This is a genomic window from Agromyces salentinus (assembly GCF_009749395.1).
GTDB lineage: Bacteria > Actinomycetota > Actinomycetes > Actinomycetales > Microbacteriaceae > Agromyces > Agromyces salentinus.
Map to the genome: position 1 here is coordinate 60,728 of NZ_WBIR01000001.1, position 20,402 is coordinate 81,129.

Consider the following 20,402-nt stretch of genomic DNA (forward strand, 5'->3'; position numbering starts at 1 on the left):
GTGTCGCCGCGCGGATCGCGCGGTGGTGGTCGGGGCACGATGATCTCATCGCGCCCGCCCCACCGTGGTGGGTCCCGCCCCGGCGCGGCGACGCCGGGGCGGGAGGTCGTGCTACTTCAGGGTGAAGCCCTGCTCGCTCGCGTACGCCTCGAGCGAGGCCTGCAGGTCGTCGAGCGCCTGGTCGGACTCCTTCTCCCCCTGCACCATCGCGTAGAGCTCCTCGGTGAGCTGGTCGTACGCGTAGTTCTGGAACGGGCTGAAGGTGAAGCCGGTGTAGCCGGCGGCCGCCTCGAGGAAGACGTCCTTGTTGATCTGCTGGCCGCCGAAGAACGGGTACTCGAGGTCGCGGAAGTAGTCGGACTCCAGGATGGGCTTCCAGAGCGGGAACAGCGCCGCCTCCTCGATGCCGATCTTCCACGCCTCCTCGGTGCCGAAGACCTCCTTGGCCACGACCGCCGCGGCCTCCTTGTCCTTGGCCTGGCTGGTCACCGCGAACGTCGACCCGCCCCAGTTGATCTGCACGGGGTTCGCCGCATCCCACTGCGGAACCGGAGCGGCACGCCAGACGGCGTCGCTGTCGGCGTCGGAGAGTCCGCCGAGGTAGCCGGGGCCCCAGGCCGCGGCGACGTAGATCGCGTAGCTGCCGTCGACGAGCTTCGTGTTGTAGTCGGCGGTGAACGCGTCGTCGGTCGCGACGAGCCCCTTCTGCACGAGGTCGTTCCAGTACGAGAGCACCTTCTTCGAGCCGTCGTCGTTGACGTCGATGCCGATCTCGGTGGGGTTGGCGTTGTCGTACTCGAACGGCACAGACCCGGCCTGCGCGAACAGCGCCTGGTTGTAGGCGCGGCCGTTGGTCGGGAAGTCGGCGAGCACGCCGGGGGCGCCCGCGTCCTTCAGCGTCTGCGCCGCTGCCGCGAACTCGTCCCACGTGGTGGGGGCCGCGATGCCGTACTCGTCGAGGATGTCCTGGCGGTAGAGCATGCCCATGGGGCCGCCGTCGACGGGGATCGCGTAGACCGCGTCGCCGCTGGAGACGTCCTTCCACGCCCCCTCCGTGTAGTCGCCCTGCACGTCGGCTGCGCCGTACTCGGTGAGGTCGACGAGCCCGTCCCGGATCGAGAAGCTCGAGAGCACCTCCGACTCCAGCATGATGACGTCGGGAGCGCCGGAGCCGGCCTCGAGGGCGGTCGAGAACTTCGTGTACTCGTCGTTGCCCTGGCCGGCGTTGGTCCAGCAGATCTGGACGTCGTCGTGGGTCTCGTTGAACAGGTCGACGACCTGCTCGAACGCGGGGTACCAGGCCCAGACGCTGACCTGGGTGGCCTCGGCGTTCACGATCTCGTTGGTGCATTCGGTTGCGGAGGACTCGCCTGCGCTGCAGCCGGTGAGGGCTGCGGCCGCGACGGCGACCGTGCCGCCGACGGCGATGAGCTTGCTCTTCATCGTGCGGTGCTCTTTCTGTTGCGGTGGACAACTCTGTCTGGTGTGGCCCGTGTGCTCGGGCTGTACAACGTTGTAAAGTAAACGTTGTAGAGACATGATGCCCAAGGCGGCCGACGGTGTCAAGTGCAGTCGGGACAGGAGTCCCGGAGCCCCTCGGAGGCGGTCGTCGAACCCTGCGGTAGGCGCCCGACGGTGCTTCCGGGCAGGGGAAGGGCGGGTCTGCCCCGGGCAGCGAGCCGCGCTCGAGGCCGTCAGCGCGCGACGGCCAGCGCGGCGGACTCGCGCTCGGCGATGCGGAAGTCGGCGAGCCGCAGTCGCGGCGGACCGACGACGTCTCCCCCGGCGATGCGCTCCACGAGCGTGGCCACCGCCGTCTTCGCGATCCACGCGCGACCGGGGTCGACCGTCGTCAGCGACGGGATCGAGTAGCCGGCCTCGTCGAGGTCGTCGAAGCCCATGACGGCGACGTCCTCCGGCACGCGGCGCCCCGAAACCTGCAGCACCCGCATCGCGCCGAGGGCCAGCGTGTCGTTCAGGCCGAACACCGCGTCGAACGGGACCTCCCGCTCGAGCAGCTCGGTCATCGAGCGGGCGCCGTTGGATCGATGCCACAGCGTCGTGTACCCGATGAGCGAGTCGTCGTACGCGATGCCGTGCGCCTCGAGCGCCTCGAGGTACCCCTGCATGCGGAGCGCCGCGGAACCCACCACCTCGCCCTCGTGCGCGCCGACGACGGCGATGCGACGCCGGCCCGACGAGATGAGGTACTCGGTCGCCGCTCGCGCGGCCTCGACGTTGCGCATGGTCACGTGGTCGGTCGGGCCGCCGAAGATGCGCTCGCCGAGCAGCACCAGCGGGAAGCCGACCGAGAGGCTCGCGACATCCGCCTCGCTCATGCCGAGCGCGCTGAAGATCAGGCCGTCGGTCATCTTCAGGCGTGGACTGCGCAACAGCTCGAGTTCGCGCTCGCGATCCCCGCCGGTCTGCTCGACGAGCACCACGAGGCCGGCCGCCTCGGCCGCCTCGATGACGGATGCCGCGAGCTCGGCGAAGTACGCCAGGCCGAGGTCGGGCACCGCCAGGGCGATCGCACCGCTGCGCCCGGAGCGCAGGCTCCGCGCCGTGAGGTTCGGCGTGTAGCCGAGCTCGGCGATCGCCGCCTCGACGCGCTCCTTCGTGGCCGGGCGGATGTGCGGGTAGGCGTTGATGACGTTCGACACGGTCTTGATCGACACGCCGGCCACGCGCGCCACATCGTGCAACGTCACGGACATGCGACCTCCTGGGTTCCTGCGGGTACTCTACAACGTTGTAGTCGAGGGAGGTCGCCGTCGTTCACCTTCGGGCCGGTGGCGTCACGTGCGCCTGCGCGAACGCGGCGTTCCGCTCCGAGATGCGCGCGAGCCTCGCGAGGCGCTCCCGCTCGAGCGGAACCGCGAACGCGGCCCACAGCACGAGCGCGACGCCCGCGCCCACGAGGGCCCCGCCGATCGTATCGGTGAACCAATGCACGCCGAGGTACGTCCGACTCACGGCCATGAGCACGGTGTACACGACCCCCGCGACCCAGACCCACGCGCGCGGGAAGATGATGCCGAGCGCCACCGCGATCGTCGCGGCGTTCGCCACGTGCCCCGACGGGAACGACCCGAAGTCGCTCGTGACCATCATGTCCTCGGGCCGCGGTCGGCCGACGAGCTCCTTCAGCAGTTGCACGAGGAGGGCGCTCGCGGCCGAGACCACGGCGAAGTAGAGCGCGGCCCACGGGCGGCGCAGCGCGAGCAGCACGATGATGATCGCGAGCGGGACGACCAGCACCCCGACGATGCCGCCGCCGAGCATGTTCATGAACAGTGCGAACGCATCGCCGACCGGCCCGTGGATCTCGAGGACGTCCTCGGCCCAGTCCTCGTCGACCTCGAGCGGCAGGTTGCCGTTGCGCAGGGCGATCACGAGGCCGAGCAGCGCCGCGACCACGACCGCGGCGATCCCGGCGATGAGCGGCGCCCGCCGGCCCACGCGACGCACCTGGGCCGCGCGCTGCGGCGCGCTCGGGGCCGCGTCGGCCTCCGCGCTCGTCGCCTTCGCGCTCTCGCCGCGCGCGTCGGCGTGGTCGGGGCTCGTGGTCGCGTCGTCGATCTCGTCTGGCTCGGCCATGGCCCCACGCTAGCGACGGTGACGGATGCCGCGGCGGCGGCACGCGGCATCCGTCGCCGCCGGCACCCGGGACGCGCGAGCGACGAAGGGGGCGACCAGGGGCGACCAGGGGGCGAACGGGGGCGAACGGGGGCGACCGGCAGGACGTCGCTCGCCGGGCCGGCCGCCTCAGGCGGAGGACTCGGCGAACGTCCGGGTGTCCGCCGAGCGAAGCGAATCCCACTCGCCCGCAGGAGTCCCGTTCGAGCGGGATTCCGCCGCGCCAGCGGGACTCCGCCGCGTGTGCTCCGCCCGCCGGCCGGCGTCAGTCGGTGAGCGGGGGCACCGTCCTCGGCCGCACGAGCAACCAGAGGGCGGCGATCGCGACCACCGCAGCGGCGGCCTGCACGAACGCCATCGGCACAGCGCTCCCGACGCCCATGAGGCCGATGAGCGGCGAGATGAGTCCCGCGAGGCCGAAGTTCAGCGCACCGAGCAGCGATGCCGCGGTGCCGGCCTCGGCGCCGTGGTGCGCGAGCGCGAGCACCTGCACCGCGGGGAACGAGAACCCGCAGGCGAGGATGTAGATCCAGAGCGGGATGGCGGTGCCCCAGAACCCGGCGCCCGACGAGTCGAGCACCAGGATCGCGATGGCCATCGCGAGGTGCACCACCGTGGCGATCGCGAGGATCCACTGGGGCTGCACCGGTCCGCGCATGAGCCGGGAACTCGTCTGCACGCCGATGATGATGCCGACGGAGTTGACCGCGAAGAGCAGGCCGTACTGCTGCGCGGTGAACGCGTAGAGCTCCTGGAAGAGGAACGACGACGTGGAGAGGTAGCCGAAGAGGCCGGTGAACGTCATGCCGCCGATGATCGCGGCGCCGAGGTACACGCGGTCGCGGAACAGCGCGGCATAGCGGTCGCGCAGGGTGGAGTGCCCCGCGACGTGCCGGCGCGATTCGGGAAGCGTCTCGATGATGAGGAACGCGACGGCGAGCACGACGACGACGCCGTAGATCGCGAGCACGACGAAGATGCCGCGCCAGTCCATGACGTTCAGGAGCTGCGAGCCGATCACCGGCGCGAGCACGGGCGCGAGGCCGTTGACCAGCGCGAGGCGCGAGAGCATGCGCACGAGCGGCTTGCCGCCGAAGAGGTCGCGCACCATCGCCATCGCGACGACGCCGCCCGCCGCGGCGCCGAAGCCCTGCAGGAGGCGGAAGATGCTGAGCCAGACGATGTCGGGAGCGAAGGCGGCGCCGACGGATGCCGCGATGTGGAGCAGGGTCGACAGGATGAGCGGGAGCCGGCGGCCGACCTTGTCGCTCCAGGGGCCGACGATGAGCTGGCCGAAGCCGAACCCGATCATGGTGCCGGTGAGCGTGAGCTGCACGGCCGCGGCCGAGACGCCGAGCTCGGACTGCAGCACGGGGAACGCGGGCAGGTAGAGGTCGACCGTGAACGGCCCGAGCGCCGTGAGCGCACCGAGGACGAGCACGTAGACGAGGCGCTGGCGACGCGTGAGGAGGTCGCCCGGATGGGTCGGCGCCGAGTAGTCGTCGGGGCGGATGATGGGGATTGAGGCGGTGGCAGACATGCGTGTTCCAGGCGTGCTCGAGTGCGGCGGCGCACGCCCTCGGACGCCGGGAGACAGGAAAGCGGCGCCCCTGGGACGCCGCCGTGATGAGACTCGGCCTTCGCGCGGCTCGAATCGATTCGACTGCCTTCGATTGTAGCCGGAACCCCCCTCCCCCTCGCAAGTCCGAACCCCATTCGGGTTTCCCCGGTCGGGCGCGGCCCGCCCGCACCGCCCTCGCCCGCACCGCCCTCGAACGTCTGCCCGATTCGGAGATTCGGGCGACACGCCGCGCCGAGGACGTCTTCGCCCGGCGTGTCGGCGACATCTCCGAATCCGGCAGACGCGACGAGCGAAGTGAGCGGATGCCGCGGCGCTTCGTCGCGGCATCCGCTCGGGTTCGAACGGGGTGATCCCGGTGCGCTACGCGGTCTGCGCCTCGGCGCCGGCATCCGCCCGCGTGGCGCCCGACTCGGCAGCCGCGGGCGACGTCGTGGCGGCATGCATCGCGGCGAGGTAGCCGAAGACCGCGGCGGGGCCGATCGTCGAACCGGGGCCTGGGTAGGTGCGGCCCATGACCGACGCCGACGTGTTGCCCGCGGCGTAGAGGCCCTCGATGACCGCGCCCTGCACGTCGATGACGCGCGCGTGCTCGTCGGTGAGGAGTCCGCCCTTGGTGCCGAGGTCGCCCGGCACGAGCTGCACCGCGGTGAACGGGCCCTTCTCGAGGGCGCCGAGGTTCGGGTTCGGCTTCACGCGCGGGTCGCTGTAGTAGCGGTCGTACGCGGTGCGACCGCGGCCGAAGTCGACGTCGACGCCCGTGCGGGCGAAGCCGTTGAAGCGCTCGACCGTCGCGAGGAAGGTCGCACGGTCGACGCCCATCTTCTCGGCCAGCTCGCCGAGTGTGGCGGCCTTGACGACCACGCCCTGCTCGACCAGCGCCTTGCCGCCCATGAGCAGCGCGCCGAACATGTACCGCTGCCGGTGCCGGCGGTCGACGACGAGCCATGACGGGTTCGCGGGCGAGATCGGGTCGCGCTCGAGCAGGTGGTGGCCGAAGTCGATGTAGCTCTCGGACTCGTTGAGGTAGCGACGGCCCGACTGGTCCACGACGATGCTGAACGGGTCGGAGCGCTCGTTCAGCACGAACTGCGCCTGCTTGCCCGGGATCGGCACGGAGGCCCCCCACCAGGCGTCGTCCATGAGCGCGACGTCGGCCCCCGCCGCGATGCCGGCCTCGATGGCGGTGCCGAGGTCGCCCTCGGCCGCCGAGGTGTAGCCCGGGATGCCGTGGTACCGCTGACGCCACTCGGTGTTGGCGGCGAACCCGCCCGCGCCGAGGATCACGCCGCGGCGGGCGCGGATGCGCTGCGCGCCGGTCGGCGTGGACACGACGGCGCCCACGACGCGGCCCGCGTCGTCCTTCACGAGTTCGGTGACCGGGCTGTTCAGCTGCAGCTGGACACCGCGCTCCTTCGCGATGAGCCCGAGCTGGAGCATGAGGCCTCCGCCGAAGCCGTAGAGCTTCTTGCCGGTGACGAGGCCCCCGAGCGTCCGGAACACGAAGCGGGCCCCGCGCACGAATCCCGAGAACGAGGACCACGCGCGCATGAGCAGCCACACGTCGTCGGTCTGCATGGGCGCGGGGATCGAGTCCCCGGTGCGGGAGGTCTCGCGCCAGTCGCCCAGCCTGCGGGCATCGAACGGCCTGGACTCGATGCCCCGGCCGATCTTGCCGCCCGGCCGGTCGGGATAGTAGTCGGGGTAGTCCTTCGCGACCGCCCAGCGCACGCCCAGCTGCTCGAGCCGGGTGACGAGCTCGGGGATCGTGTCGACGAAGGCGGCCCGTCGCTCGGGCGAGCTGGCCGGCCCGATGGACTCACTCGGACCGATCGCGGACTCGAGGTAGGTCAGCGCCTCCTCGCGCGAGTCGGCGATGCCCCGTCGTCGCATGACCGGGTTGTTCGGCATCCACAGCCCGCCGCCGCTGCGCATGGTGGTGCCGCCCCAGCGGTCGGTGCTCTCGACGACGAGCGTGGAGAGCCCCCGATCGGCGGCGGTGATGGCCGCCGTCATGCCAGCCGCGCCGGATCCGGCGACCAGCACGTCGACCTCGCGGTCCCAGATGTGCGTCATTGCTCCTCCTTCGACCGGACACCATTGTCCGGTTACTGGGTTGTACGCTAACACCCGTGTCGGATGCGGGGAAGCGCGAGTCGGTGAACGGGGCCGACGATGCCGCCCGGACCAAGGCGAACCGGGGGCCGGGCGCCGGCCCGGGCAACCGCCGCGCCCTCATCGCCGCCGCCCGCGAGATCTTCGCGGAGTCGGGCCTGAACGCGCCCTTCAGCGCGGTGGCCAAGCGCGCCGGCGTCGGCCAGGGCAGTCTCTACCGGCACTTCCCCGACAAGGTGGCGCTCGCGATGGCCGTCTTCGACGAGAACTTCGACGCGCTCGAGGCATCCGTCGCCTCCCCTGAGACGACGCTCGACGCGCTCATCGACGACATCATCGACCTGGCCGCCGTGTCGACCGCCCTCATCGACCTCATCTGGCAGCACCAGCACGAGGAGCGCATCGCGCACCTCACCACGCGGCTCGCGGCCATCGTCGGCACGGTCGCCGCCCGCGAGCGCGCGGCGGGGCGTCTCGGCGAGGAGGTCGCCGACGCGGACGTGCTGCTCGCGATCACGATGCTGACCGACCTGCTGTCGCGAGCGGATGCCGCGGAGCGACGCCCGCTCGCCGAGCGCGCGTGGGCGATCTTCCGGAGGTCGTTCGCGCCCTAGCGGGCCGAATCGCGGCGCGAGCCCGCATTCGCGCGGTCGGGCGCGACCGAGAAGTTTCGAGAGCTTTCGAACGGGCGCGCCCTCGGGCGCCGCCCAGCCCTCGTGCGCACGGCGCTCCGGATTCCCGCCCGGCAAGATCCGTCCCGCCGGGTTCTATTTGTTGCGCTTGACGCCAAATCCGTGCCGGGCTAGAGTTCCGATGTCCAGATCACTTTCGGCGTTGAGGCCGAAACTTTCGAGAGGTTCAACGATGAACAGACGACGCATCGGCAGGGTCACCGCCATCGGCGCCGCAGCAGCACTCGCCATCGGCGCGCTGGCGGGATGCAGCGCCGGCGGCGGCGAGGGGTCCGGCGACGGGGACGTGTCCCTGACGTTCTGGCACAACTCCACCACGGGTGACGGCAAGGCCTACTGGGAGGCGACCGCAGCCGCCTTCGAGGAGGAGAACCCGGGCGTGACGATCGACATCCAGGCGATCCAGAACGAGGACATGGACGGCAAGCTCCAGACCGCCCTCAACTCGGGTGACGCACCCGACATCTTCATGGCGCGCGGCGGCGGCAAGCTCGCGGCCGTCGTCGAGGCCGGCCAGGCCCAGGACCTCAGCTCCGCACTGTCCGAGGAGACGAAGACCGCTCTCGGCGAAGGCGCCCTCTCCGCGTTCTCGGTCGACGACAAGCTCTACGGCGTGCCGTCCTCGGTGCTCCCCGGCGGCATCTACTACAGCAAGGACCTGTTCGAGCAGGCCGGCATCACCGAGACCCCGACCACGTTCGACGAACTCGGCGACGCCGTCGACAAGCTGAAGGCCGCCGGCATCGACCCCATCGCGCTCGGCGCGAAGGACGCATGGCCCGCCGCCCACTGGTACTACTTCTTCGCCCTCCGCGAGTGCGGCCAGGACGTCATCACGGGACTCACCGACGACCCCAGCTTCTCCGACGAGTGCTGGCTGCGCGCCGGTGAGGACCTCGAGGAGTTCGCGGGCATCGAGCCCTTCAACCAGGGCTTCCTGACCACGACCGCCCAGCAGGGCGCCGGCTCCTCCGCCGGACTCGTCGCGAACCACAAGGCGGCCATGGAGCTCATGGGCGCCTGGGACCCGGGAGTGATCGCCTCGCTCACGCCCGACGAGAAGCCCCTGGCCGACCTCGGCTGGTTCCCCTTCCCCGAGGTGGACGGCGGCGACGGCGAGCCCGGCGCCCTCATGGGCGGCGTCGACGGATTCTCCTGCTACGTGGACGCTCCGAAGGAGTGCGGCGAGTTCCTCGAGTTCGCCTCGCAGAAGGAATACCAGGAGGGCTACGCGAACGCGTTCGTGACCCTGCCCGCCAACAAGGACGCCCAGGGCGTCGTGACCGACCCCGCCCTGCAGGAGGTGCTCGCCGCCGTGAACGAAGCCCCCTACGTCTCGGTCTGGCTCGACACGCTCCTCGGCCAGAACGTCGGAAACGCGCTGAACGTCGGCGTGGTCGACCTGCTCGCCGGCAAGGGCTCGCCCCAGGGCATCGTCGACGCGGTCGACGACGCGATCAAGAAGGGCTGAGGCCGAAGTCATCATGAGCGTTCGCACCAGCTCTCCCGTCGAGGGACGAGTCGACGCGGACGACGTCGCGGCCGGAGGCGGCACGCCGTCTCCGGCCGCCGGCCGGGTCGTCGCGACGTCGCCCGGCGCCCGACGTCGCCCCCGCGACCTTCGCAAGACCATCGAGATCGCCGTGCTCGTCGGCCCGGCGCTCCTCATCTTCCTGGCCTTCGTCATCTTCCCGGTGATCATGGCCGGCTACTACGGCTTCTTCCGCTGGAAGGGCTTCGGGCCGCCGACCGACTTCGTCGGCCTGCAGAACTACGTCACGATCTTCCAGGACCCCACGTTCCACGAAGCCGTCACGCACAACGCGATCATCGTCGTGATGTCGCTCGTGCTGCAGGGCCCCGCAGCGCTCCTGCTGGCCCTGCTCCTGAACCGCCCGATGCGCGGTCAGTCCGTCATCCGTGTCCTCATCTTCGCGCCGTACGTGATCGCCGAGGTCGTCGTCGGCACCGGCTGGAGCCTGATGCTCCAGAGCGAGGGCGCCCTGAACGGGCTCCTCGAGAAGATCGGGCTCGGGGCCTTCACCCAGGACTGGCTCGCCGACCCCGGCATCGCCATGTGGACCCTGCTCGGCATCATCACCTGGAAGTACATCGGCTTCGCCGTCATCCTCTTCCTCGCAGGGCTGCAGGGCATCCCGCAGGAGCTCACCGAGGCCGCGCAGATCGACGGTGCGTCGTACTGGCAGATCCAGCGTCGCATCACGCTGCCGCTGCTCGGCCCGACCCTGCGCATCTGGGCGTTCCTGTCGATCATCGGCGCATTGCAGCTGTTCGACCTCGTCTACATCATCTGGGGCCAGTACGTCGCCTCGACCGCCGGAACCTCGACGATGGCGACCTACATGGTCGCGAACGGGCGCAACGCCGGCAATTACGGCTACGGCAATGCCGTCGCGGTCGTGCTCTTCCTCATCTCGCTCGTCGTCGCCCTCGTCTACCAGCGCTTCGTCCTCCGCCGCGACACGGCCGGAGCCCTCACCGAACGGACGGACCGATGACCGCATCGATCGCCCTCCCGCGCCCCCCGCGGCCTCGCCAGACCGGCAGGCTCCCCTGGGGCAGCCCTTCGATCTACTTCGTCGCCATCGTCGTGGTCTCGCTCATGCTCGCGCCGATCGCGTACATCATCATCGGCGGCTTCCGCACGAACTCGCAGATCACGACGGACCCCTCGGCGCTCCCGGCACCGTGGGTCTTCACGAACTACGCCGACGTCCTCGTGAGCACCACCTTCTGGGGCGAGGTGCTGAACTCGACGGTCGCGGCCGTCGTGACCACGGTCGGCGTCGTCGCGCTCGGGCTCATGGCGAGCTACGTGCTCGCCCGCTACCAGTTCAAGTCGCGAGGCCTGCTGTATGCGATGTTCGCGGCGGGGCTCATGTTCCCGATGACGGTCGCCATCACGCCGCTGTACCTCGTCGTGCGCAACCTCGGGCTGATGAACTCGCTCGGCGGCATCATCCTGCCCCAGATCGCGTTCGCCCTGCCGACGACGATCATCATCCTCGTGCCGTTCCTGCGGGCCATCCCCGACGAGATCGAGGAGGCCGCGTCGATCGACGGATGCTCGCGCCTCGGCTTCTTCTGGCGGATGGTGCTGCCCCTCGCCCTCCCGGGCGTCATCACCGTGGGCATCCTCGCGTTCATCGCGAGCTGGAACAGCTACATCCTGCCCCTGTTCATCCTGAACAACGAGGCCGCGTTCACCCTGCCGCTCGGCGTCCAGGCGTTCGCATCCCAGTACTCCGTCGATACGGCGAAGGTGCTCGCCTTCACGTCGCTGTCGATGATCCCGGCGCTCGTGTTCTTCAGCATCTTCGAGCGTCGCATCGTCGGCGGCCTCACGGGAGCGGTCAAGGGATGACCGAGCCGATCGACACGGATGCCACGACCGACGCCACGACCCACGACACGACCGACGCCACGATCACGGATGCCACGATGACGAACGCCACGACCCACCCCGCCGCGACCTGGACGGCGCCCGCCACCGACGCGCCGTGGCGCGACCGGTCGCTTCCGGCCGCCCGACGCGCCGGCGCGCTGATCGCCGAGCTCACCCTCGAGGAGAAGATCGCCCAGCTCTACGGCATCTGGATCGGCGCCTCCGAGGACGGGGCCGACGTGGCTCCGCACCAGCACGAGATGAGCGGCGCGATCGACCTGGACGCCCTGCTGCCCAAGGGCCTCGGTCAGATCACGCGGGCGTTCGGCACCGCGCCCATCGACGCGGCGGTCGGCGCGCAGTCGCTCGCCCGGCTGCAGGAGCGCATCGTCGACTCCAGCCGCTTCGGCATCCCCGCGCTCGTGCACGAGGAGTGCCTCGCCGGCTTCGCCGCGCACGGCGCGACCGCCTACCCGGTGCCCCTCTCCTGGGGCGCGACCTTCGACCCCGAGCTCATCGAGCGGATGTCGCGCCGCATCGGCGAGGACATGCGCTCGGTCGGCGTGCACCAGGGCCTCGCCCCCGTGCTCGACGTCGTGCGCGACGCCCGCTGGGGCCGCGTCGAGGAGACCATCGGGGAGGACCCGTACCTCGTGGGCAGCGTCGCCACCGCGTACGTGCGGGGGCTCGAGGCATCAGGGATCGTCGCCACCCTGAAGCACTTCGTCGGCTACTCGGCATCGCGTGCCGGTCGCAACCTCGCGCCCGTCTCGGTCGGCGCCAGGGAGCTCGCCGACGTGCTGCTGCCGCCGTTCGAGATGGTCGTGCGCGAGGCGGGGCCGCGCTCCGTGATGAACGCCTACACCGACCTCGACGGCGTGCCGACGGCCGCCGACCGCGACCTCCTGACGGGGCTGCTCCGCGACACCTGGGGCTTCGAGGGCACCGTCGTCGCCGACTACTTCTCGGTCGCCTTCCTGCAGACCCTGCACGGCACGTCCGGCGACCTGTCCGACGCGGCCGTGGCCGCGCTCGAGGCCGGCATCGACGTCGAACTGCCGACCGTGCACGCCTTCGGCGAGCCGCTCGTCGCGGCGGTCGCCGACGGCCGCATCGACGAGGCCGTCATCGACCGGGCGCTCCTGCGCGTGCTCGTGCAGAAGGTCGAGCTGGGCCTGCTCGACGACCCGGCCGCACCCGCGGCCGCCACCGCGGCGAAGGGCGCCGTCGACCTCGACTCCGCCGAGAACCGCGAGCTCGCGCGCCGCATCGCGGAACGGGCGATCGTGCTGCTCCGCAACGACGGAACGCTGCCGCTCGCCTCCCCCGCCCGCATCGCCGTCATCGGGCCGACGGCCGACGACCCGCTCGCCGTGCTCGGCTGCTACGGCTTCCCGACGCACGTCGGCGTGCACCACCCCGAGAGCGGACTGGGCATCGAGCTGCCGACCCTCGTCGAGGCGCTCCGCGAGGAGTTCCCCGGGGCCGAGATCGCACTGGCGCCCGGAACCTCGATCGACGGCGGCGAGACCGACGGCTTCGCGGAGGCCGTCGAGCTCGCGGCATCCGCCGACGTCGTGGTGCTCGCACTCGGCGACCGCGCCGGCCTCTTCGGCCGCGGCACGAGCGGCGAGGGCTGCGACGCGGAGACCCTCGACCTGCCCGGCGCCCAGAAGGACCTGCTCGAGGCCGTGCTCGACGCGGGCACACCGACCGTGCTCACGCTGCTCGCCGGGCGCCCGTACGTGCTCGGCTCTGCGCCCGACCGCGCCGCCGGCATCCTGCAGGCCTTCTTCCCGGGCGAGGAGGGCACCCGCGCCCTCGCCGCCATCCTCTCGGGTCGCGTGAACCCGAGCGGCCGGCTGCCCGTGAGCGTGCCGGCCACTCCCGGCGCGCAGCCCTCGACCTACCTGGCGTCGACGCTCGCGCGGAGCAGCGAGGTGTCGAACATCGACCCCACCGCCAAGTACCCCTTCGGCCACGGCCTCGGCTACGCCCCGTTCGCCTGGGGCGACCTGGACATCGAGATCGCCGAGGCGACCACCGGGGGCAGCGTCCGGCTGTCGCTCACGATCGAGAACACCGGCGACCGCACCGGGGCCGAGATCGTGCAGCTCTACGTGCACGACCCCGTGGCCTCGGTCGTTCGACCGGTGCAGCGGCTCATCGGATTCCAGCGCGTCGAGCTCGAGCCGGGGGCATCCGTCCGGCTGGGCGTCGAGGTGCCCGCCGACCTCGCCTCGTTCACCGGGCGCGACGGGCTCCGCATCGTCGAACCGGGAACCCTGGTGCTCGGGTTCGGGCGCTCGAGCGGCGACCTGCCCCTGACGGCGACGGTGGAGCTCTCGGGCCCGGTGCGGGTGGTTGACCACACGCGCGCGCTGCACCCCGTCTGGACGGCCGGGCGCGTCGGCGGCGAGCGGAGCGGCACCGAGCGCATCGGCACCGATTCGCCGTGACCGCGGCACGCAACCCGGTGCTGCCGGGGTTCCATCCCGATCCGAGCATCTGCCGCGTGGGCGAGGACTTCTTCGTGGTGACCTCGACGTTCGAGTACTTCCCCGGCCTGCCGGTGCACCGCTCGCGCGACCTCGTCGAGTGGGAACTCGTCGGGCACGCGCTGCACCGCGAGGAGCAGCTCGACCTCTCGACGGTGGCGGCTTCGGGCGGCCTGTTCGCACCGACGGTCCGGTACCACGACGGCCGCTTCCTCGTCGCCTGCACGCTCGTCGGCGGCGAGGGCCGCCAGGGCAGCTTCGTGGTCACCGCGACGGCCCCGGAGGGCCCGTGGTCCGACCCCGCGTGGATCGACGACGCGCCGGGCATCGATCCGTCGCTGCTCATCGACGACGACGGCCGCGCCTGGTGGTGCGGCACCCGGCTCGCCGAACCGGGCGACTGGCCCGAGCAGACCGAGGTCTGGGTGCGCGAGCTCGACCTGGCCACGATGACGCTCGTCGGCGAGGAGCACGTCGTGTGGCACGGCGCCGTCGAGGGAGCGGTCTGGGCCGAGGGCCCGCACCTCTACCGGCTGGGCGATGAGGTGCTCCTCCTCGCCAGCGAGGGCGGCACCGAACGCCACCACGCCGTCAGTGCAGCCAGGGGCTCCGGCCCGACGGGCCCGTTCGCCGGATCCAAGGCCAACCCGCTCCTCACGCACCGCCACCTGGGCGGCGAGGTCGGCGTGGCCAACGTCGGGCACGCCGACCTCGTCGACGACGGCCGCGGCGGCTGGTGGGCGACCGTGCTCGCGACGCGGCGGCTCCCGCTCGGCGAGGCGCGCGCCGATGCGCTGCAGGGCCGCGAGACCTGGCTCGTGCCCGTCGCCTTCGAGGACGGGTGGCCCGTGTTCGCGCCCGGCGAGGGCCGCCTGCGCGACGAGGTCGACGTGCCGTGGTCGGACGCGGGTCCGGTCGCCCCGACCTCGCTCGCCGACGACTTCGACGGGGCGACGCCGCATCCGGAGCTGCTCACCGTCCGCACGGCGCCCGGAACGACGAGGCTCCGGCTCGGGGCGCGACCGGGCCACCTCAGGCTCGAGGCGATCTCCCGCGGGCTCGCCGAGCCCGTCCCGCACGCGTTCGCCGGGTTCCGGCTGGAACAGCCCGCCGCGAGGCTCGCGACCGTGCTCGAGACCCCGGATGCCGCGCCGGCCGGCCTCGTCGCCGGGCTCGCGCTCCGGCTCACCGATCGCCGGCACCTGCGCTTCGGCGTGCGGATCGGGGGCGGTGCTCCCGCCGATGCCCGCCGAGTCGTCGAGCTGGTGCTCCACGTCGACGGCGACGACCGGGTGCTCGCCACCGCCGACGCGCCGGCCGGCCGACTCGGACTCGCCCTCGAGGTCGACGGGTTCCTGGCGATCGCGCGCCTCGCCGGGACGGCCGTCGGCACCGCCGACGTGTCGCCGCTCAGCCCGAGCGAAGGCGGCGGATTCGTCGGGGTCGTCGGCGGCGTCTTCGTCGTCCACGAGCCCGATCTCGCCGGGCGCACCGCCCACCCACCATCCGCATGGGCCGACTTCGACCGGCTCGACCTGGAGCACGCGCCCGCGCGCTGAGGCCACCGAGCGCACGCCACCACCACCAGACACCACGCACCACTCACGCACCACCAAGCACCACGCACCACCACGCACCGACCCCCGTGGGCGCTCCGTGCACCCACCAGACAGCGCGAAGGAGCGCTCATCATGCAACGACGCACGATATCGGGAACACTCGGGCTCGCAACGGCGGCCGCCCTAGCCGCCACCCTCGGGCTGGCCGCCGCTCCGGCGAGCGCGGAACCGGTCACGGTCAGCGCGACCGACTTCGAGGACGGCTCGCTCGGCCCATGGGGTCCGCGCGGCGGGGTGACGCTCGCCGTCACGGACGCCGAGGCGCACGGAGGCGCGAAGAGCCTCTCCGTGTCGGGCCGCACGGCGAACTGGCAGGGCGTGTCGGCGAATTCGACCGGCCTGCTCGAGCAGGGCGCCTCGTACGATGTCTCGGCGTGGGTGAAGCTGCCCGCGGGAACCGAGGGCACGAGCAGCATCCACTTCACCGCGGAGCAGACCCCCGCGGCCGGCGGCTCGAACACGTACACCTGGGTGGGGTCCTCCGTGGACGCGACGGCCGACGGCTGGGTGCGGATCGGCGGCACGTACGCCTTCCCGGACGATGTCGCGAGCGCGAACATCTACATCGAGGCCGCGGCGGTCGGCACGACGCATCCGTCGTTCCTCGTCGACGACCTGGCGATCACGACCGAGGACGACGGCGGAGGGCCCGACCCCGATCCGGTCGGCGAGGTCGTGCTCGACGCCGACTTCGAGGACGGCCTCGACGGCTGGGGTCTCCGCGGCGGCAGCGGCGACACCACCGCGACCGTCGAGCTCTCAGGCGCGCAGGCGCACGGCGGCACGCAGTCCGCCGTCGTCGCGAACCGCGTCACCCAGGGCGACGGCATCGGCCACGACGTGACGGGTCTCCTCGATCCCGCCGTGACCTACGAGCTCACCGCGTGGCTCCGCTTCGGCGACGGCCAGCCCGTCGACGACGTCTGGCTGAGCCGGGCGAACACCGACGGCGGGAGCACGGCGTTCGCCACGATCGCCCAGTTCGACGGCGTGACGAACGACGGCTGGAAGCAGGTCACCGCCTCGTTCCAGGGCTCGGACGCCGAGGCCTCGCTGCTGTACTTCGAGACCCGCTGGGACAACGGCGCCGCCGGCAACACGAGCGACCTCCACGTCGACGACGTCGTGCTGCGCGTGCCCGCACCGCCCGTGGTCGAGGAGCTCACGGGCATCAAGGAGACGGTGGACTTCCCGGTCGGCGTCGCGATCGACAGCCGGGAGACGGCGGGCGCGGCATCCGAGCTGCTGCTGCGGCACTTCGACCAGGTCACGCCCGAGAACTTCATGAAGCCCGAGGCCTGGTACGACGCCGACGGCGCCTTCGTCGAGGCGAATGCCGAGAGCGACGCGCTGATGGACTTCGCGCAGGAGCACGACCTCGGCGTCTACGGGCACGTGCTCGTCTGGCACAGCCAGACGCCGGCCACCTTCTTCACGGATGCCGCGGGCCGGCCGCTCACGACGTCCGACCCCGACCGCCAGGTGCTCCGCGAACGGCTCCGCACCCACGTGTTCGCCGTCGCCGAGTACCTCTCGAGCCGCTACGGCGCGTTCGGCGCCGAAACGAACCCCCTGCGCGCGATCGACGTCGTCAACGAGGTCGTCTCCGACGGCGGCGAGTTCGCCGACGGCCTGCGCCGGAGCGAGTGGTACCGCATCCTCGGCGAGGAGTTCATCGACCTGTCCTTCGCCTACGCGGACGAGGCGTTCAACGACGTCTACGCGGCCGCGGGCTCGGACCGCCCGGTGACGCTGTTCATCAACGACTACAACACCGAGCAGGGCGGCAAGCAGCAGCGCTACCACGCGCTCGTGTCCCGGCTCATCGAGCGCGGCGTGCCGGTCGACGGCGTGGGCCACCAGTTCCACGTGAGCCTCGCGATGCCGGTCTCGGCCCTCGAGGACGCGATCGTCGCATTCGAGGACCTGCCCGTCACGCAGGCCGTCACCGAGTTCGACGTGACGACCGGCACGCCCGTCACGCAGGCGAAGCTCGTCGACCAGGGCTACTACTTCCGCGACGCGTTCCGGGTGTTCCGCGAGCACGCGGACGACCTGTTCTCGGTCACGGTGTGGGGCCTCACCGACGGCCGCAGCTGGCGGGTCGACAACGGTGCACCGCTCGTCTTCGACGACGCCCTGAAGGCCAAGCCGGCGTACTTCGGCGCGGTGGACGGCGAGCTGCCGGCGCCGTTGCGCACCGCGAACGTGTTCGCGGGCGACGTGCCCCTCGACGCGGCGGCGACGACCTCGCCCGAGTGGGCCAGGCTGCCGCTGCACGACCTCGAGGGCACGGCGGGCTTCCAGTTGCGCTGGGCCGACGACCACCTCACGGCCTACGTATCGGTCGATGACCAGAGCCCGGATGCCGCGGACGGCGTCGAGTTCTCCGTGGGCGACGCGAGCTACCGCGTGGCGCGCGACGGCTCGGGCGACCCCTCGGCGATCGCCACGGAGCGCGATGGAGGGTACGACCTCGTCGCCCACCTCCCGGTGACGGATGCCGCGGAGGGCGGGACGCTCGGGTTCGACGTCCGGGTGACCGGCGTCGAGGGCGGCACGGTCGCCTGGAACGCGCCCGGCGTCGCCGGCACGCTCACCCTCGTCGAGCCGCTCTCGTTCGTCGAGGTCGTCGAGGCGGGCGACGCGCCGGTCGTCGATGCCGCGATCGACGAGGCCTGGTCCGACGCGAACGCCGTCACCACGTCGAAGCAGGTGCAGGGCACCGACGGCGCCGTCGCGAACGTGCGGACGCTGTGGAAGGGCGACACCCTCTACGTCCTCGCCGAGGTCGCCGACCCCGTCGTCGACGTGTCGGGATCCGACCCGTGGACGCAGGACTCGGTGGAGGTCTACGTCGACCCGGGCAACGCGAAGAACGGCTCGTACCGCTACGACGACACGCAGATCCGCATCAGCGCGGCGAACGCGGTGTCCTTCGGCACGGGCGACGAGGCCTTCCAGCAGGCGCGCGTGCAGACGGCCACCGCCACCGTCGAGGGCGGCTACCTCGTCGAGGCGTCCGTCGATCTCGGCGACTTCGGCGGTGCGGGCTCCATCCACGGCCTGGACTTCCAGGTCAACGACGCGTCGGGCGGGCAGCGCACCTCGATCCGCAACTGGGCGGACCCGACGGGCGCCGGCTACCAGTCGACCGCCCGCTGGGGCGTCGGCCGCTTCGTGGCCGGGGTCGAGGAGCCAGATCCCGTGCTCGAGAACGTCGTCGCACCGAGGATCGTGGGCGACGCCGTCAAGGGCACGAGGGTGACCGCCGACCCGGGCGAGTGGTCGCTCGACGGCGCGTCGTTCACGTACCAGTGGTACGTCGACGGCGTCGCCGTGAAGAAGGGCACGGGCGATGCGTACCAGGTGAAGAAGGCCGATGTGGGCCATCGCCTGACGGTGACCGTGACGGCGACGGTCGACGGGCTCGAGCCGGTCTCGGCGACCTCGGAGCCGGTCACGGCGGTCGACAAGAAGCCCGCGAAGACGCCGAAGCAGGTCGTCACCGCGATCCTGGCGTCGCTGTTCGACTGGCTGCGCGGCCTCTTCGGATAGCCCGACGGATGTCGCCGGCCGGGGTTCGATCGGACTCCGGCCGGCGGCATCCGCCTGCCGTTCGACTCCCGCCGCCGACCGGCCGTGCCGACCCTGCTGCCGCGGTCAGCGCGCCGAGGCCGTCAGGATGCCGGCGGTGCGGTGCTCTCGCGCACGACGAGGTTCGTCGCGAGGTCCATGCGCGGGGTCGTCGTCGGCTGCTCGCCGCTCAGGCGGATCGCGAGCCGGGCGGCCTCCTCGCCCATGCGTCGGAGCGGCTGGTGCACGGTCGTGAGCGGCGGGCTGACCCACGGCGCAAGCGTGATGTCGTCGTAGCCGACGATCGAGAGGTCGCGGGGAACCGAGAGTCCCGCGTCCCGCGCCGCATCGATGGCGCCGAGCGCCTGCAGGTCGCTGCCCGCGAAGATCGCCGTCGGCCGTCGATCGGCCGGAAGCGCGAGCAGTTCGCGCGCACGGTCGCGGCCGCCGCCGACCTCGAAGTTGCCGTAGCTGACCCACGCCGGGTCGATCTCGAGACCAGCGGAGTTCATCGCGCTGCGATACCCGTCGAGCCGGGCGAGCGAGCACATCATGTCCTCAGGCCCGGTGACGGCGGCGATGCGCCGGTGCCCGAGCTCGATGAGGTGCCGGGTCGCGGCGAGCCCGCCCGACCAGTTCGCCGAGCCCACGCTCGGCACGTCGGGCGACGGGTCGCCGGCGGGATCCACGATCACGAACGAGATGGCTCTCGCGCGCAGCCGTTCTCGGTACTCGGGCGAGAGCTCGGAGAACACGAGGACCACGCCGACGGGCCGGCGCCGGATGACGCCCTCGATCCAGTCGGGGTCCGGTGCGTGCCGGTCGCCGCTCACGGTGAGCACGACGCTCAGTCCGTGTTCCTTGGCCACGGCCTCGACGCCGCCGATGAGCTCCATCGACCAGATCGGATCGAGGCCGTGGAAGACGAGCTCGAGCAGTTCGGGCCGGGATTCGGACCGGCCCGCGCCGCGGCGCACGTATCCGCGCTCGTGCAGCACGCGCTCGACGCGCTCCCTCGTGTTCCTCGACACGTCGGTGCGGCCGTTGAGCACCTTCGAGATCGTGGACAGGCTCGCGCCGGTCTCCTCGGCGATCTCGGCGAGGGTGACCCGCTCGCCCGCGGCATCCGTCTTCATGTTTCGAATCATAATCACGAAAGTTGCGTAAAGCGAGCGCATTCACGCGAACGTCGGACCTTTCTTTCGAAACGCTTCGACGACATACTGGACCGGACCACGTCCACGAATCCGGGAACAGCCATGCCGATGACCACGCAAC

Annotated in this window: 13 protein-coding genes; 7 read left to right on the top strand and 6 right to left on the bottom strand. The window is 71.6% G+C overall.

What is annotated here, in order from left to right; translation table 11 throughout:
* Positions 1-111 precede the first annotated feature (111 nt).
* The 5 genes from GQQ95_RS00285 to GQQ95_RS00305 form a co-directional block, all read right to left on the bottom strand.
* The gene (locus GQQ95_RS00285; RefSeq protein WP_170296914.1) at positions 112-1,443 is read right to left on the bottom strand and encodes an ABC transporter substrate-binding protein; all 1,332 of its coding nucleotides are present in this window, start codon (positions 1,441-1,443) and stop codon (positions 112-114) included.
* 251 nt (positions 1,444-1,694) lie between these two features.
* The gene (locus tag GQQ95_RS00290; RefSeq protein WP_157425645.1) at positions 1,695-2,717 is read right to left on the bottom strand and encodes a LacI family DNA-binding transcriptional regulator; all 1,023 of its coding nucleotides are present in this window, start codon (positions 2,715-2,717) and stop codon (positions 1,695-1,697) included.
* A gap of 61 nt (positions 2,718-2,778) precedes the next feature.
* The gene (locus GQQ95_RS00295) at positions 2,779-3,600 is read right to left on the bottom strand and encodes a phosphatase PAP2 family protein (RefSeq protein ID WP_157425646.1); all 822 of its coding nucleotides are present in this window, start codon (positions 3,598-3,600) and stop codon (positions 2,779-2,781) included.
* A gap of 304 nt (positions 3,601-3,904) precedes the next feature.
* Positions 3,905-5,179, bottom strand: a complete 1,275-nt coding sequence (locus tag GQQ95_RS00300; protein WP_157425647.1) for a multidrug effflux MFS transporter — start codon at positions 5,177-5,179, stop codon at positions 3,905-3,907.
* Positions 5,180-5,581: 402 nt separating this feature from the next.
* Positions 5,582-7,294 (bottom strand): FAD-dependent oxidoreductase, encoded by a 1,713-nt coding sequence (locus GQQ95_RS00305; RefSeq protein WP_157425648.1) that lies wholly within the window; start codon positions 7,292-7,294, stop codon positions 5,582-5,584.
* Between the two features lie 56 nt (positions 7,295-7,350).
* Between GQQ95_RS00305 and GQQ95_RS00310 the strand changes: the two genes are divergently transcribed.
* The 7 genes from GQQ95_RS00310 (at position 7,351) to GQQ95_RS00340 (ending at position 19,106) form a co-directional block, all read left to right on the top strand.
* Positions 7,351-7,947, top strand: a complete 597-nt coding sequence (locus GQQ95_RS00310) for a TetR/AcrR family transcriptional regulator (RefSeq protein WP_246205113.1) — start codon at positions 7,351-7,353, stop codon at positions 7,945-7,947.
* 250 nt (positions 7,948-8,197) lie between these two features.
* The gene (locus GQQ95_RS00315) at positions 8,198-9,496 is read left to right on the top strand and encodes an extracellular solute-binding protein (protein ID WP_157425650.1); all 1,299 of its coding nucleotides are present in this window, start codon (positions 8,198-8,200) and stop codon (positions 9,494-9,496) included.
* Between the two features lie 13 nt (positions 9,497-9,509).
* Positions 9,510-10,544: a carbohydrate ABC transporter permease gene (locus GQQ95_RS00320; RefSeq protein ID WP_157425651.1), complete on the top strand. Its 1,035-nt coding sequence runs from the start codon at positions 9,510-9,512 to the stop codon at positions 10,542-10,544.
* Positions 10,541-11,410, top strand: a complete 870-nt coding sequence (locus GQQ95_RS00325; protein ID WP_157425652.1) for a carbohydrate ABC transporter permease — start codon at positions 10,541-10,543, stop codon at positions 11,408-11,410. Before GQQ95_RS00320 ends, GQQ95_RS00325 begins: the two co-directional genes overlap by 4 nt.
* Positions 11,411-11,487: 77 nt before the next feature.
* The gene (locus tag GQQ95_RS00330; protein ID WP_157426102.1) at positions 11,488-13,890 is read left to right on the top strand and encodes a beta-xylosidase/alpha-l-arabinosidase; all 2,403 of its coding nucleotides are present in this window, start codon (positions 11,488-11,490) and stop codon (positions 13,888-13,890) included.
* Positions 13,887-15,488 carry a glycoside hydrolase family 43 protein gene (locus GQQ95_RS00335; RefSeq protein WP_157425653.1) on the top strand — a complete coding sequence of 534 codons (1,602 nt, stop codon included), beginning with the start codon at positions 13,887-13,889 and terminating at the stop codon, positions 15,486-15,488. The genes GQQ95_RS00330 and GQQ95_RS00335 overlap by 4 nt, the downstream gene beginning before the upstream one ends.
* Positions 15,489-15,620: 132 nt before the next feature.
* Positions 15,621-19,106: an endo-1,4-beta-xylanase gene (locus tag GQQ95_RS00340; protein WP_157425654.1), complete on the top strand. Its 3,486-nt coding sequence runs from the start codon at positions 15,621-15,623 to the stop codon at positions 19,104-19,106.
* 122 nt (positions 19,107-19,228) lie between these two features.
* On the opposite strand, the gene GQQ95_RS00345 is transcribed toward GQQ95_RS00340, so the two are convergent.
* On the bottom strand, positions 19,229-20,260 hold the full coding sequence (locus GQQ95_RS00345) for a LacI family DNA-binding transcriptional regulator (RefSeq protein ID WP_212275196.1): 1,032 nt from the start codon (positions 20,258-20,260) through the stop codon (positions 19,229-19,231).
* Positions 20,261-20,402: the final 142 nt, after the last annotated feature.